The following is a 15,606-nucleotide window of genomic DNA, read 5'->3' as shown; positions in this document are numbered from 1 at the left end:
CTCATGACGCCCGGATATACGAAAAATCCGAACGTCGCGTACGGTTTAGAAACGTCGCAAATCGAGAGTCATCGGCAGCTCGTCGTTAATTTCCAGATTCGGTATAGGAAGTTTCCCTGGCGTGTGTCCGAGACGGAAAAAACGCGCCATTCGCCGGCTCTCGGCCTCATTGGCGTTCACCGGCAGGCTGTCGTAGTTGCGCCCGCCCGGATGAGCGACGTGGTACTGACAACCGCCCAGCGAACGCCCCATCCAGGTGTCGAGCAAGTCGAACACCAGCGGCGCGTGGACCGGGATGGTCGGTTGCAGGCAGTTAGCCGGTTGCCAGGCGCGAAAGCGAACGCCAGCGACGAACTCACCGACCCGCCCCGTGGGTTGCAACGGCACCGGTATGCCGTTGCACGTCAGCAGATAACGCTGAGGCGGCAGGCCGCTGAGTTTGACCTGCAAACGCTCCAGCGACGAATCCACGTAACGCACCGTGCCACCTGCCGCGCCTTCCTCGCCGAGTACATGCCAAGGCTCCAGCGCCTGACGCAATTCCAGTTCGATGCCGCTGACGGCGTAGTCGCCGACCTTGGGAAAACGGAACTCCAGATGCGCCGCGAACCACTCGGCCCGCACGGGGTAACCGGCGGCATTGAGGTCGACGATGACATCGGCGAAATCCTGCTCGATAAAGTGCGGTAACAGGAACCGGTCGTGCAGCTCTGTGCCCCAGCGCGCCAGTTTCGGCGGCGCATAAGGCTCACGCCAGAACCGCGCCACCAGCGCTCGCAGCAACAATTGCTGAGCCAGGCTCATACGCGCATGGGGCGGCATTTCAAAGGCTCGCAGTTCCAGTAACCCGAGGCGCCCGGTGGCGCCGTCCGGCGAATAGAGTTTGTCGATGCAAAATTCGGCGCGGTGGGTGTTGCCGGTCACATCGATCAGCAAATTGCGCAGCAACCGATCCACCAGCCATGGTGGGCACTCCCCGCCCGGCTTCGGCATCTGTGCGAAGGCGATTTCCAGTTCATACAGCGAATCGTTGCGCGCTTCATCCACCCGTGGCGCCTGGGACGTCGGACCGATGAACAATCCGGAAAACAGGTAGGACAAGGACGGATGGTTATGCCAGTAGCTGATCAGGCTGCGCAGCAGATCGGGACGGCGCAGAAACGGTGAGTCCGCCGGGGTCGCGCCACCCAATACGAAATGGTTGCCGCCGCCGGTGCCGGTGTGCCGGCCGTCGATCATGAACTTCTCGGTGGTGAGTCGAGTCTGGCGCGCCTCTTCGTAAAGAAACTCGGTGCGCTCCACCAACTCATCCCAGGTGGCGGACGGCTGGACGTTGACCTCGATCACCCCCGGATCGGGAGTAATGCGGAAGTTGCTCAGGCGCGGATCACTCGGCGGTTCATAGCCTTCCAGCAACACCGGGCAATGCAATTCCTCGGCGGTGGCTTCGATGGCGGCGACCAGTTCCAGATAGTCCTCGACCCGCTCCAATGGCGGCATGAACAGGTACAACCGGCCTTCTCGCGCTTCGGCGCAGAATGCCGTGCGGGTCAGCCAGTCGGCGGACTCATCGATCTTTGGCGCACGCTCGTCGGCGGTTTGCGGTTGAGCGTGATTCTGTAGCTGGTCGGTGCCCGGCAGCTCAGGGAAATCCTGATTCGGGTCGACAGGATGAATGAACGGGTACTCCGCTGCCTTCACCCAGGGCTGCGAACCGAGTGGCAAACGATACCCCAGCGGCGAATCCCCCGGTACCAATCGGCAATGCTCTTCCCGCAGATACCAGCGACCGCTCTGCCATTGATCGCCCTTGGCGGTGCGCGCCAGCGGCAGGACCTGACCGATCACCTTGTCCAGGCCCTGACTGAAGACTTTGCGCAGACGCGCCCGCTCCAAAGGCTCTTCCAGCCGTGAGTCTTCGGCGCTGACGTTCTGCGGCAAAGCGCCTTCGCGCCAGAGGTAATAGAAATTGTCTTCGTAGGCCGGGAACACAAAGCGTGTCGGAATTTTCAGACGTTCGGCGACACTCGCCAGAAAACGCCCAGCCAGTTCGCCATCGGCGCCGTAGTCTTCCTGCTCATCAGCGATCAGCGCGCTGTTGTGCCAGATCGGTACGCCGTCGCGGCGCCAGTAGCAGTTCAGCGACCAGCGCGGCAGTTGTTCGCCGGGATACCACTTACCCTGACCGAAATGCACCAGCCCCTTGGGCGCGTAATGCTTGCGCATGCGCTGGAACAGTTCGGCCGACAGCCGACGCTTGTCCGGCCCGAGCGCCGCAGTGTTCCACTCGGCGCCGTCCGGGTCATCGATGGAAACGAAAGTCGGCTCACCGCCCATGGTCAGGCGCACGTCACCTTCGAGCAGGTCGGCATCGATCTGCCGGCCCAATGCCTGAATCGCCAGCCATTGGTCTTCGGTGTAGGGCTTCGTGACCCGCGGCGCTTCCCAAATCCGCTCGACCGACATCTCGTGGGTGAATTCGCACTCGCACGGTTCCACCAAGCCACTGATCGGTGCCGCAGAGGACGGATCAGGACTACAGGCCAACGGAATGTGTCCTTCACCGGCAAACAGCCCTGAAGTCGCGTCCAGGCCGATCCAGCCAGCACCGGGCAAATAGACCTCGCACCAGGCGTGCAGGTCAGTGAAGTCCACTTCGGTACCCGAGGGACCGTCGAGGCTTTTGACATCGGCAGTCAACTGAATCAGGTAACCGGATACGAAACGCGCCGCCAGGCCGAGGTTGCGCAGCAATTGCACTAGCAACCACGCCGAGTCGCGGCAGGAACCAGAGGCATGCTCGAGGGTGTGTTCCGGGGTCTGTACGCCCGGTTCCATGCGAATCAGGTAGCCGATGTCTTCGCTGAGGCGCAGGTTGAGCGCGACCAGGAAATCCACGCTCGGTAACGGCGTGCGATCGATGCCCTCCAGATAGGCCTTGAATTTCGGCGTCAGGGGCAAAGTTTCCAGGTACGGCGCCAACTCTTTGCGCTCATCCGCGGCATAGGCGAAAGGGATCTTTTCGGCGTAGGGCTCGAGGAAGAAGTCGAACGGATTGAACACCGCCATCTCCGCCAGCAAGTCGACCTCGATCCGCAGCTCATCGGTTTTCTCCGGGAACACCAATCGCGCCAGGTAATTGCCTTGGGGGTCCTGCTGCCAGTTGATGAAATGCTGCTCGGGCGAGACTTTCAGCGCATAGGACAGTATCCGCGTGCGGCTGTGGGCAGCCGGGCGCAGGCGAACGATCTGCGGACCGAGCTCGACAGCGCGGTCGTAGCGGTAATGCGTGACGTGATGCAATGCGACATGAATCGACACGGCGTGCCTCCTGCGAGCCTGGACGTTATCGAAAGCGGCGCAAGACTTATGCCATGCAGGCAGGTCGGACCCTTTCTTCCGTTACTCAAGGCAGTAGAGCACTAAAAGCGCGCATTGCTCGCTTTCGTGCGCGAAGGAGCGCACATAAATGTGGCGGATCGATGAGCGAGTCGGATCAACGTTGCGTGCGCGATGCCTTGGAAGCTTGCCTGATCAACTCGCGCTGGCGGCGGATTTCAACCAGTTGGGTGCGCATTTCGCGGTGGCGTTTGCTATTAAGCAGTAGCAGACCCAGCATCGGAAATAACAACCCAGTCCCATAGGCGACGGGATGCGGCTTATAACCATAAGTGGGGAGGACTGTGAGGAAACACACCAAATAGAATACGACGATGGCCCGCACACCCCAGGACCGCCCCCTGATCATGACAAAGTGGCTCAACGCCAAGAGCAAAGACAGCACCAACGCCACAATAAACGAATACTTGCCCCGTTCAGGATCGCCTCGAAAGTAAGTACTTGAGACTAATGAAATCGAAGCAGAAAGAGCAAAACAAGCTAGAAAAAAGGCGCAGATAAAGGTCGGAAAATAGTGAGCAAGGAAAGCGTTCAATGAATACTTGCGATCCATTACTCAACCTCCTCATACAGACCAACAGCAATTGTTCGGAGGTTCCCAGCTAAGCTACTTCCTGTTAAGCCTATGGCCGCCCCCAGAGAGTCGCGAATCTGAGTGACCGTCGCGTGATTGATTTGAGTAGCTGTATAACGCTTTGCAAGCGCCCCCGAACGCTGGCGAAGCTTCAATAGTTTATTTGTCAGGCTCGGGTCTTTTAATGTTAACAATTCTTTGGTCAACGCCTTTCTTTGCTGACGGGTCAGACCTTTAGAAAGCTCGTACCAACTCCTGCCGGTCGAGACCTTCCTGGCCTGCAAGAGCCTCAGGGTGGTTAGAGTAGACGCACCGGCTCCCAGCAATGATGCAGCATCCAGTACCGGCATTGCATAGCGATACCAGTCCTCGCTGTCCATATCATCATTGGCTGATGGGTCGTTGAGTTCGTTGTACGTCCTCGTGCCTCCCACCACACACTGCGCAGTACTCGCGGCAGCAGCTGTTGCTCCAATTGCTGTTACAACCAAGCTGGCACCTGCTGTAAACGGAACTGCAATTGTGCCACTGAAAACCACGATCCAGCCCAGAATGGCACCGGCACAAGATAATGTCGTATTGACTGCCTCCCCCACTAAACGAGATTCACGTGAGTTGTTCTTTACCTGATCAGCAAACTGCGCAGGCGCAATGTACTTCTGCGCCTCGCGCAAAATGATTCGCTTGGGCCTGATACTGCAAATCGGCTTGAACTCGCGCAGGGTCACTACGTTGAATTCGGCGTCGATGTACACCACGCCCGCGCCGACGATTCCGGGATCGGCGTCGATGGCGGCGAACAGGCGTGGCAGGTTGATCTGGCTTTCGATGCGTTGGCGGGCCATGAACTGGGAGGGGCTGTAGTCCATGCCGATACCCGGTAAGGGGGTGCTCATGTGAATCGTCCTTGAAGATCGGGGGTTAGATCTTTATTGCCTGTGCCGCCGTCATCGCGGGCAAGCCCGGCTCCCGCAGGGTTTGGCGTCGTATAGGGAAATCGGTTTCCAGGGCCGCCATTGAAGTGCGCGCCACCTTAGCAAACAGGCCGCACACTCGCTAGAAAACAAAACGCCAGCACTGAGGCTGGCGTTTTGCGATATGGCGCGGAAGTTAACGCGGCACGACTGGCTTGCGAGCCGGTTTTGGCCCCTTGCCTTTGGCCGCGTCCTTGCGCTCCTTGGCCGCCTGCTGATTGCGGGCAAACGCCGCAGCCTTGGCCTGTTCACGCTTGTCCCACGGGTTACCGCCATCGCTGGCACGCGGTGGCAGGCCAGTGTGCTGGGTCAGGATCTTGGTGGTCTTTTCCCCTGCCACTTTGTGGCTGCCGGCCGGTGTCGAGTTCTTGCGACGGGCGCTCTGGTAGCTGTCGGTCGCCGGCTGATGCAGCGGGATCAACTGGTTCTTGCCCGGCCCGATCAGATCGGCGCGGCCCATGCGGGTCAGCGCTTCACGCAGCATCGGCCAGCCTTTCGGGTCGTGATAACGCAAGAACGCCTTGTGCAGGCGACGCTGTTCTTCGCTCTTGACGATGGTCACGGCGTCACTCTTGTAAGTGACCTTGCGCAACGGGTTCTTGCCCGAGTGGTACATCGCGGTAGCGGTAGCCATCGGCGACGGGTAGAACGCCTGCACCTGGTCGGCACGGAAACCGTTGCCCTTGAGCCACAGCGCCAGGTTCATCATGTCTTCGTCGGTGGTACCCGGGTGAGCGGCGATGAAGTACGGAATCAGGTACTGCTCTTTCCCGGCTTCCTTGGTGTACTTCTCGAACATGCGCTTGAACTTGTCATAGCTGCCGATGCCCGGTTTCATCATCTGGTTGAGCGGACCTTCCTCGGTGTGTTCCGGGGCGATCTTCAGGTAACCACCAACGTGGTGAGTGACCAGCTCCTTGACGTATTCCGGCGACTCGACCGCGAGGTCGTAACGCAGGCCGGACGCGATCAGGATCTTCTTCACACCCGGCAAGGCACGGGCGCTGCGATAGAGCTGGATCAGCGACGAGTGATCGGTGTTGAGGTTTTCACAGATGCCCGGGAACACGCAGGACGGCTTGCGGCACGCGGATTCGATGACCGGGCTCTTGCAGGCAATGCGGTACATGTTCGCGGTCGGGCCGCCAAGGTCGGAGATCACCCCGGTGAAGCCTGGCACCTTGTCGCGGATCTCTTCGATTTCGCGAATGATCGACTCTTCGGAACGGTTCTGGATGATCCGGCCTTCGTGCTCGGTGATCGAGCAGAACGTACAGCCACCGAAGCAGCCGCGCATGATATTCACCGAGAAACGGATCATGTCGTAGGCAGGAATCTTTTCCTTGCCATACGCCGGGTGCGGAACCCGTGCGTAAGGCATGCCGAACACGTAGTCCATTTCTTCGGTGGTCATCGGAATCGGAGGCGGGTTGAACCAGACATCCACTTCGCCATGCTTCTGCACCAGCGCACGGGCATTGCCCGGGTTGGTTTCCAGGTGAAGCACGCGGTTGGCGTGGGCGTAGAGCACCGAGTCGCCCCGGACTTTTTCCATCGACGGCAAACGGATGACCGTTTTCTCGCGGGTGAGGCGCGGGTTCGGCAGCAATTGCACGACCTTCGCTTCGTTCGGGTCTTCCGACGGACCTTTTTCCTGCTCGATGGCGCAGGCTTGCGTGTCCTGGGTGTTCACGTACGGGTTGATGATCTTGTCGACCTTGCCCGGACGATCAATGCGCGTGGAGTCGATCTCGAACCAGTCTTTTGGCGTGTCACGACGAATGAACGCGGTGCCGCGCACATCGGTGATGTCTTCGATCTTGTGACCGAACGACAGACGCTGGGCGACTTCGACGATCGCACGCTCGGCGTTGCCGTAGAGCAGGATGTCGGCGCAAGCGTCGATCAGGATCGAGTTACGCACCCGGTCCTGCCAATAATCGTAGTGGGCGATGCGGCGCAGGGAGGCTTCGATGCCACCGAGCACGATCGGTACATTCTTGTAGGCTTCCTTGCAGCGCTGGCTATAAACCAGGCTCGCGCGGTCCGGACGTTTGCCCGCCAGGCCACCAGGGGTGTAGGCGTCATCGGAACGGATTTTCTTGTCGGCGGTGTAGCGGTTGATCATCGAGTCCATGTTGCCGGCCGCGACGCCGAAAAACAGGTTCGGCTCGCCGAGCTTCATGAAGTCGTCTTTGGACTGCCAGTTCGGCTGCGCAATGATCCCGACGCGGAAGCCCTGGGCCTCCAGCAGTCGGCCGATGATCGCCATGCCGAACGACGGGTGGTCGACGTAGGCATCACCGGTGACGATGATGATGTCGCAGGAATCCCAGCCAAGCTGATCCATCTCCTCCCTGCTCATCGGCAGGAATGGCGCTGGCCCGAAACATTCGGCCCAGTACTTGGGATAGTCAAATAACGGCTTGGCTGCTTGCATGTCGATAACCGGTGTTGGCTTTCATTGAATTTCGCGGGCGCGGAATATAGCACAAAATTTGATCAATTCCGACGGCTATGGTCGGAAATTGCGGCGACCCCATCGCGGGCAAGTCGAATCGTCCCACCGCCGCTCCCACAGGTTCGGTGTGATCCCTGTGGGAGCGGGCTTGCCCGCGATGGGGCCCTCTCAGGCGCGACACAACTTACTCGTCGTCGAAGTTGTAGCTGCCCGGCGCCAGATTTTCGAAGCGGGTGTACTTACCGATGAACGCCAGTCGTGACGTGCCGATCGGGCCGTTCCGCTGCTTACCGATGATGATCTCGGCGATGCCTTTATGCTCGGTTTCCGGGTGGTACACCTCATCCCGGTACACGAACATGATCACGTCAGCATCCTGCTCGATCGCTCCGGATTCCCGCAAGTCGGAGTTGATCGGGCGTTTGTTCGGTCGTTGCTCCAGGGAGCGGTTGAGCTGGGACAGCGCCACCACCGGGCAGTTGAATTCCTTGGCCAGGGCCTTCAAGGAACGGGAGATCTCGGAAATCTCGTTGGTCCGGTTGTCGCCGCCGGAACCTGGGATCTGCATCAACTGCAGGTAGTCGATCATGATCAGGGCAATGTCGCCGTGTTCACGCACCAGACGCCGGGTCCGCGCACGCATCTCCGACGGGCTGATACCGGCCGTGTCGTCGATGAACAGCTTGCGATCGTTCAGCAGATTGACCGCCGAGGTCAGGCGCGGCCAATCGTCGTCGTCCAGGCGACCGGCCCGGACTTTGGTCTGGTCGATACGCCCAAGGGACGAAAGCATACGCATGATCAGCGATTCGCCTGGCATCTCCAGCGAGTAAACCAGTACGCACTTGTCGCTGCGCAACACGGCGTTTTCCACCAGGTTCATCGCAAAGGTGGTTTTACCCATGGACGGACGGCCGGCGACGATGATCAGGTCGGAAGGCTGCAAGCCGCTGGTCTTCTCGTCGAGGTCGGTGTAACCGGTGGACAGGCCAGTGATGGCGTTGTCGGTGTTGAACAAGGTATCGATACGGTCGATAGCCTTGGTTAGCAGGTCATTCACGCTCACCGGGCCGCCGGTTTTTGGCCGGGCCTCGGCGATCTGGAAGATCTGCCGCTCAGCTTCGTCGAGAATCTCTTCAGCCGTGCGGCCTTCCGGATTGAAAGCGCTGTCAGCAATTTCGGTGGCAATGCCGATCAACTGCCGCAACGTCGCCCGTGCACGAACGATTTGCGCATAGGCCTTGATGTTGGCGACGGACGGCGTGTTTTTCGCCAGCTCACCAAGGTAACCGAGGCCACCGACCTGGGACGTCTGACCTTCCTTGTCCAATTGCTCGGCAAGGGTCACGACGTCGATCGGGGAGTTCTGATCGGCCAGTTTGGCGATCGCACGGAAGATCAAACGGTGGTCATGACGATAGAAATCGCCGTCCGAGACCTGATCGAGCACACGTTCCCAGGCGTTGTTGTCCAGCATCAAACCACCGAGCACGGCCTGTTCGGCCTCGATGGAATGCGGCGGCACCTTCAGGGCAGCGGTTTGCAGATCGTATTGCTCGGGAGCGGAGATATCGTTCATGGCCACTTGGTTTATTTAATAAAAGCAGGGGTTTCAGAAAGACAAAGGGCACGACCTGTAAACAGGATCGTGCCCGATGTTACCGGCAAGCACCCGAGGGTGCCAGCCGACAAGTGCTGCTTAAGCTGCTACCACGACAACGCGTACGGTGGCTTCAACTTCGGCGTGCAGGTGCACGGCTACGTCGAATTCGCCTACGTTGCGGATGGTGCCGTTCGGCAGACGAACTTCGCTTTTTGCAACTTCAACGCCAGAGGCGGTCAGTGCATCAGCGATATCGTGGGTGCCGATCGAACCGAACAGCTTGCCTTCGTCACCAGCGGTGGCAGTGATAGTCACTTCCAGCTCAGCCAGTTGGGCGGCACGGCTTTCAGCCGAAGTTTTACGGTCTGCTGCGGCTTTTTCCAGCTCAGCGCGACGCTCTTCGAACGCAGCCAGGTTGGCAGCGGTCGCAGCGGTAGCTTTGCCGTAAGGCAGCAGGTAGTTACGACCGTAACCAGCCTTAACGTTCACTTTGTCACCCAGGTTGCCCAGGTTGGTGACTTTTTCCAGAAGGATCAGTTGCATGTGAAAATCCTCTTAACTTTTAACCTTCACCGTTCGCGTTATCGGCATCTTTCGGTGCCGAACGACCGCGAAAATCAATCAGGCTGTCGACGATGGCCAAGACCACCAGCAACGGATAGATCAGCTGCATGAACAGCAACAGCGTGACGTACAACCCCACCAGCCAGAATTTGGCCAGTCGCTTTTGCGCCACCAGCCCGTGAATCAGGGCCAGCCCGGCGAACACCAGCGGTACGCTGCACAACGGTGTCAACATGGCCATCTGCGAGCCTAAGTTAGGCCCCAGAAGCATCAACACCAGCAGCAACATCGCCGGTAAAAGCGGGATTCGGATGGCGCGAAACTCGCGACCAAAACCACCCGGGTTGTACAACAACGCCTGCCAGTAGCGCCCGACAATCAGGCTCAGCACACTGACGATTTGCAACAAAGCCGCAATCAGGCCGGTCAGGACCGGTGCAATCAGGGACGCGAAACGCGCTTGCTCGTCTACCGACAATTGCTGGTAGACATCACCGAGTAGCGACGGCATGACTTTTATCAAAGCCTGCGCCAGCATCTCGATCTGGGGCGCAAAAGCCGCCCCCAGCACCACTGAAAACACCAATCCCATCGCTATGCTGACCAGCAGCACGCGGTTCCAGGACTCGCTTGCGCGCAAAACCAACGCAAGGCTCGAAGACCCCAGCAGCACCAGAAGTGCCCGTGGGTCGTCGGAGTAAAGCCACCAGACCAACGCCGGCAGCAGTCCCAGAGCAAGAACGCCCAAGGCGTCCTTCAATCCGCGCCGCAGGAGCACAAGGCATCCGGCGGCAGCACCCAACCAATACAACAACGGCAGCGTTGCGCATCCAGCCACTACCAGAGTGGCCTGCATACGGCCGCGCATGATGAACTCAGCTAAGGCGCGCATGCATTCAATCCTTTGCTACGTGTCGACTGCCCGGTCTCAGCGGCCGTGGCTGTCGGTGTAGGCCAGCAGGGCCAGGAAGCGGGCGCGCTTGATAGCGGTGGCCAGCTGACGCTGATAACGAGCTTTGGTACCGGTGATGCGGCTTGGAACGATTTTGCCGGTCTCGGATACGTAAGCTTTCAGAGTGTTGAGATCTTTGTAATCGATCTCTTTCACGTCTTCAGCGGTGAAGCGGCAGAATTTACGACGACGGAAGAAACGTGCCATGTAATAGGCTCCTCAAAAGGTCCGTGGATTACTCGTCAGCGTTATCGCTGGCGTCGCTGTCATCACCATCAACGCTATCAGCGTCGGAGTGCTCAGGACGGTCGCGACGCTCACGGCGCTCACTGCGGTTTTCTTCAGCCTTGAGCATCTCGGATTGGCCAGTAACGGCTTCTTCGCGACGGATGACCAGGTTACGGATCACTGCATCGTTGTAGCGGAAGTTGTCTTCCAGCTCGGCCAGGGCCTTGCCAGTGCACTCAACGTTCAGCATCACGTAGTGAGCCTTGTGAACATTGTTGATTGCGTAGGCCAGTTGACGACGGCCCCAATCTTCCAGACGGTGGATTTTGCCGCCGTCTTCTTCGATCAGCTTGGTGTAACGCTCAACCATGCCGCCGACTTGCTCGCTTTGATCCGGGTGGACCAAAAAGATGATTTCGTAATGACGCATGAATGCTCCTTACGGGTTGTAGCCTGCCGCTCAAAAGCGGTCAGACAAGGAGTGAATGACACTTATGGACTTGCTTGCGATAGACACATGCGTGCCTGCCGTCACAGCAAGGGGCGCAATTGTAGAGAAGGGACAGAAGAGGCGCAAGGCAATTGGTGATTATTTGAACAGTCCGCTCAACTCACCAATCCTTGCCATGACGCAGAACCAATGTGGGAGCGGGCTTGCTCGCGAAAGCAGTATGTCATTCAGCAAAAGTGTTGAATGTCAGACCGTATTCGCGAGCAAGCCCGCTCCCACACTTGGATCGTGTCCGGATCAGGACTTTTTGGTGGCAGCTTTGACGCCGCGCTGGCGCAAGGCCTCGAACAGACAAACGCCAGTCGCTACCGAAACGTTGAGACTGCTGACACTGCCCGCCATTGGCAGACGCACCAGGTAGTCGCAAAGATCGCGAGTCAGGCGGCGCATTCCGCTGCCTTCCGCGCCCATGATCAGGATGGTCGGGCCGGTCAGGTCTTGCTGATACAACTCCTGCTCAGCCTCACCCGCCGTGCCGACAACCCACAAGCCACGCTGCTTGAGTTTTTCCAGGGTGCGCGCCAGGTTGGTCACCGCCACCAACGGAATCACTTCCGCCGCGCCGCAGGCGACTTTACGCACTGTCGGGGTCAGGGTGGCTGACTTGTCCTTTGGCACGATCACCGCCAGCGCACCGGCCGCATCGGCCGAACGCAGGCAAGCGCCGAGGTTGTGCGGATCGGTCACGCCGTCGAGCACCAGCAGCAGCGGTGCGCCTTCAGTGCGATCGAGCAATTCGTCGAGCATCGCTTCGCCCCAGACCTGACTCGGACTAACGTCCGCGACCACGCCCTGGTGCACGCCTTCTACCCACGCATCCAGCTCACGACGCTCAGCCTGACCGACCGCTACGCGATTTTCGGCAGCGAGTGCGATCAGCGTCTGCACCCGCGGATCACTGCGGCCTTCAGCCAGCCAGATCTGCTTGACGCGTTTTGGATGGTGACGCAGCAACGCTTCTACAGCGTGCACGCCATAGATCTTTTCCAACTGACTCATGACTTGGCCTTAGGTTTACGCGCCCCGCCGCTTCTGGCGGCTGGAGCGGAACCCGCTTTTGGCGGGCCTTTACGGTGTTTGCTCGGTTTTGCTGGCTTGCCGCCGGAGGCCTTCTCAGGCGCCGACCGCCCGGTCTTTCCCCCAGACGCCGCTTTACCGCCGCTTTTCGCTTCAGACAACAACGCCTGCTTCAGTTCACGGCTTTTGCGCAACTCGGCATTTTTTGCCGCGGCATCGCTAGGGCGATAGGCTTCGACAGCCTTTTCCTTGGCAGGACGACGGCCGGTTTTCGCCGGTGCCGGCTCTGCAGCAGATTTGGTAGCGCCAGCAGGAGCAGCAGTTTCAGCCCCACGCTTCTTGCGGCCGATCGGCGCGCTGATGGTTTTTTCAGCCATCTCGAAGTCGATCTTGCGCTCGTCGAGGTCGACGCGCATGACGCGCACTTCAACCGTGTCGCCAAGGCGGAAGCTGCGACCGGTACGTTCACCGGCGAGGCGGTGGTGTACTGGATCGAAGTGGTAGTAATCGCCCGGCAGCGCGGTGACGTGCACCAGGCCTTCGACGTAAATATCGGTCAGTTCGACGAACAAACCGAAACCTGTCACGGCGGTGATCACACCCGGGAACGATTCGCCCACGCGGTCTTTCATGAACTCGCACTTGAGCCAGTTCACTACGTCGCGGGTCGCTTCGTCGGCACGGCGCTCGCTCATCGAGCACTGCTCGCCGAGCTGCTCCAGGATCGCTTCGTCGTACGGATAGATGCGCGCTTTCGGAATGATCATCGCGCCGGCACGGCGAACGTGCGGGGTGTCCATTTTCGAATGGATGACGCTGCGAATCGCCCGGTGCGTGAGCAAGTCCGGGTAGCGGCGAATCGGCGAAGTGAAGTGGGTATAGGCTTCGTAATTCAGGCCGAAGTGGCCCTGGTTATCAGCGCTGTACACCGCTTGGCTCAACGAACGCAACATGACGGTCTGGATCAGGTGGAAATCCGGACGGTCCTTGATGCCTGCCAGCAAAGCCTGGTAATCCTTCGGCGACGGACCATCCTTGCCTTTGTGCAGGGACAGACCGAGCTCGCCAAGGAAGGCGCGCAGTTTTTCCAGACGCTCCGGTGGCGGGCCGTCATGGACACGATACAACGCTGGGATTTCGTGCTTTTTCAGGAATTCGGCAGTGGCCACGTTGGCCGCCAGCATGCATTCCTCGATCAGCTTGTGGGCGTCGTTGCGAACGGTTGGGCGGATTTCGGCAATCTTGCGCTCGGAACCGAAGATGATCCGGGTTTCCTGCGTTTCGAAATCGATCGCGCCGCGCACGTGACGGGCCGCCAGCAAAACCTTGTACAGCGCGTACAGCTGCTTGAGGTGCGGCAGAACGTCGGTGTATTCACCACGAAGCTGACGCCCTTCGGTAGCTTTCGGCGTCTCCAGCATGGCGCTGACCTTGTTGTAGGTCAGGCGAGCGTGAGAGTGAATCACCGCTTCGTAGAAGCAGTAGTCGGTCATCTCGCCGGATTTGGAGATAGTCATCTCGCAGACCATGGCCAGGCGATCGACGTGCGGGTTCAGCGAGCACAGACCGTTGGACAGCTGCTCAGGCAGCATCGGCACGACGCGCTCGGGGAAGTACACCGAGTTGCCACGAACCTGGGATTCGTTATCCAGTGCCGAACCGATTTTCACGTAGCTGGAAACGTCGGCAATCGCCACGTACAACTTCCAGCCACCGGAGAACAGGCGCAGCTTGCCCGGTTTGGCTTCGCAGTAGACCGCGTCATCGAAGTCGCGCGCATCTTCACCGTCGATGGTCACGAACGGCAGATGGCGCAGGTCGATGCGCTTCTCTTTGTCTTTCTCTTCGACTTCCGGCTTGAGCTTGGCGGCTTCTTTGAGCACCGCTTCAGGCCAGACATGAGGAATATCGTAGGTGCGCAGGGCGACATCGATTTCCATGCCCGGCGCCATGTAGTTACCCACGACTTCGACCACGTCGCCTTGCGGCTGGAAGCGTGGCGTCGGCCAGTGGGTGATCTTCACTTCGACGAACTGACCGATCTGGGCGTTGGCGTTGCGGCCCGGCGTCACCAGCACTTCTTGCTGGATCTTCGGATTATCCGCGACGACAAAACCGATACCGCCCTCTTCGAAGTAACGACCGACGATAGTCTCGTGGGCACGGGACACCACTTCAACGATCATGCCTTCGCGGCGACCGCGACGGTCGAGGCCGGAAACACGGGCCAGGGCACGGTCGCCATCGAACACCAGGCGCATTTGCCCCGGGCTCATGAACAGGTCGTCACTGCCGTCGTCCGGGACCAGGAAGCCGAAGCCGTCACGGTGACCGCTGATGCGGCCCAGGATCAGGTCGAGCTTGTCCACCGGCGCATAAGTGCCGCGACGGGTATAGATGAGTTGAGCGTCGCGCTCCATGGCGCGCAGGCGGCGACGCAGGGCTTCGATCTGGTCTTCTGTGGTCAGACCAAACTCTTCGACCAGCTGCTCGCGGTTAGCAGGCGAACCTCGATCAGCAAGGTGCTGAAGGATCAGTTCGCGGCTAGGAATAGGGTTTTCATATTTTTCCGCTTCACGAGCGGCCTCGGGATCGAGGGACTGCCAATCGGCCATTAGAGAGTTTTCACCTTGTCTATATGCGGGTTAGTTTGGCATAGGCGTAATGAAACGGGAAATTTCAGGCTATGACAGCCCATCTAAAGCCCTTTATCGACATCGCAAAGCTGATTTGAATACCACTGGAGAAATTTTCCAGGTTTTTTCTATTCCGGGGGTTTACAGTTAAAAAGACGCTCCGTATAGTGCGCGCCATCGACGACGCACACGGCGCTGCCGATACTGCCCAGATGGTGAAATTGGTAGACACGCCAGCTTCAGGTGCTGGTGACCGCAAGGTCGTGGAAGTTCGAGTCTTCTTCTGGGCACCAATTTCGAGCTTGAGATTAGAACAATTTCAAGGCTCACACAAAAACCCGCGAAAGCGGGTTTTTGCATTTTAAGCTTCCGGTTTATTAAAACTAAATCAGGGGTTTACAGATCAAAATGCTCTCCGTATAGTGCGCCACATCAACAGCGGCAACGCTGAAGATTATGCCCAGATGGTGAAATTGGTAGACACGCCAGCTTCAGGTGCTGGTGACCGCAAGGTCGTGGAAGTTCGAGTCTTCTTCTGGGCACCAATTCAAATTCAAGGTCACGATCTTGAATTTCACAGAAACCCGCGAAAGCGGGTTTTTGCGTTTCTGGCTTTCGAAAACCCAAGCCATTACTTCCCCGTGGCGAGGGGACTTGCCCCCGTTGGGTCGCGAAGCGGCCCTCATC

At 58.9% G+C, this 15,606-nt stretch carries 11 protein-coding genes and 2 tRNA genes; 2 read left to right on the top strand and 11 right to left on the bottom strand.

Going from position 1 to position 15,606, the window contains the following annotated elements; all coding sequences use genetic code 11:
• Window positions 1-45: 45 nt before the first annotated feature.
• From KVG95_RS08345 to rnr, 11 genes are all read right to left on the bottom strand, one after another.
• Window positions 46-3,321, bottom strand: a complete 3,276-nt coding sequence (locus KVG95_RS08345; RefSeq protein ID WP_217855603.1) for a transglutaminase family protein — start codon at window positions 3,319-3,321, stop codon at window positions 46-48.
• Between the two features lie 175 nt (window positions 3,322-3,496).
• On the bottom strand, window positions 3,497-3,952 hold the full coding sequence (locus KVG95_RS08340) for a hypothetical protein (protein ID WP_217855601.1): 456 nt from the start codon (window positions 3,950-3,952) through the stop codon (window positions 3,497-3,499).
• Window positions 3,952-4,869: an Ssp4 family T6SS effector gene (gene ssp4, locus KVG95_RS08335; RefSeq protein WP_217855599.1), complete on the bottom strand. Its 918-nt coding sequence runs from the start codon at window positions 4,867-4,869 to the stop codon at window positions 3,952-3,954. The genes KVG95_RS08340 and ssp4 overlap by 1 nt, the downstream gene beginning before the upstream one ends.
• A 214-nt stretch (window positions 4,870-5,083) precedes the next feature.
• Window positions 5,084-7,387, bottom strand: coding sequence for a YgiQ family radical SAM protein (locus tag KVG95_RS08330; RefSeq protein WP_123721490.1), 2,304 nt, complete (start codon window positions 7,385-7,387; stop codon window positions 5,084-5,086).
• Between the two features lie 205 nt (window positions 7,388-7,592).
• Window positions 7,593-8,987 carry a replicative DNA helicase gene (gene dnaB / locus KVG95_RS08325; RefSeq protein WP_007902695.1) on the bottom strand — a complete coding sequence of 465 codons (1,395 nt, stop codon included), beginning with the start codon at window positions 8,985-8,987 and terminating at the stop codon, window positions 7,593-7,595.
• A gap of 120 nt (window positions 8,988-9,107) precedes the next feature.
• Window positions 9,108-9,554, bottom strand: a complete 447-nt coding sequence (rplI, locus tag KVG95_RS08320) for a 50S ribosomal protein L9 (protein ID WP_003197251.1) — start codon at window positions 9,552-9,554, stop codon at window positions 9,108-9,110.
• A gap of 19 nt (window positions 9,555-9,573) precedes the next feature.
• Window positions 9,574-10,467 (bottom strand): YybS family protein, encoded by an 894-nt coding sequence (locus KVG95_RS08315; protein ID WP_052965942.1) that lies wholly within the window; start codon window positions 10,465-10,467, stop codon window positions 9,574-9,576.
• Window positions 10,468-10,503: 36 nt separating this feature from the next.
• A complete protein-coding gene (gene rpsR / locus KVG95_RS08310; RefSeq protein ID WP_002551829.1) occupies window positions 10,504-10,734 on the bottom strand; it encodes a 30S ribosomal protein S18 in 231 nt (76 codons plus the stop codon).
• A 28-nt stretch (window positions 10,735-10,762) separates the two neighbouring features.
• A complete protein-coding gene (gene rpsF / locus KVG95_RS08305; RefSeq protein ID WP_095052890.1) occupies window positions 10,763-11,185 on the bottom strand; it encodes a 30S ribosomal protein S6 in 423 nt (140 codons plus the stop codon).
• A 318-nt stretch (window positions 11,186-11,503) separates the two neighbouring features.
• Window positions 11,504-12,265 carry a 23S rRNA (guanosine(2251)-2'-O)-methyltransferase RlmB gene (rlmB, locus tag KVG95_RS08300; RefSeq protein ID WP_217855596.1) on the bottom strand — a complete coding sequence of 254 codons (762 nt, stop codon included), beginning with the start codon at window positions 12,263-12,265 and terminating at the stop codon, window positions 11,504-11,506.
• Window positions 12,262-14,898 (bottom strand): ribonuclease R, encoded by a 2,637-nt coding sequence (gene rnr / locus KVG95_RS08295; RefSeq protein WP_217855594.1) that lies wholly within the window; start codon window positions 14,896-14,898, stop codon window positions 12,262-12,264. Before rnr ends, rlmB begins: the two co-directional genes overlap by 4 nt.
• A gap of 227 nt (window positions 14,899-15,125) precedes the next feature.
• On the opposite strand from rnr, the gene KVG95_RS08290 reads away from it, so the two are divergent.
• Window positions 15,126-15,212 (top strand) — tRNA-Leu (locus KVG95_RS08290).
• 165 nt (window positions 15,213-15,377) lie between these two features.
• Window positions 15,378-15,464: transfer RNA gene (locus KVG95_RS08285), tRNA-Leu, on the top strand.
• The last annotated feature ends 142 nt before the right edge of the window (window positions 15,465-15,606 follow it).

It is taken from the genome of Pseudomonas farris (genome assembly GCF_019145235.1).
In the GTDB taxonomy this organism is placed as follows: domain Bacteria; phylum Pseudomonadota; class Gammaproteobacteria; order Pseudomonadales; family Pseudomonadaceae; genus Aquipseudomonas; species Aquipseudomonas farris.
Note: the sequence above shows the minus strand (reverse complement) of the source record. Positions and strands in the feature narration are given on the sequence as shown.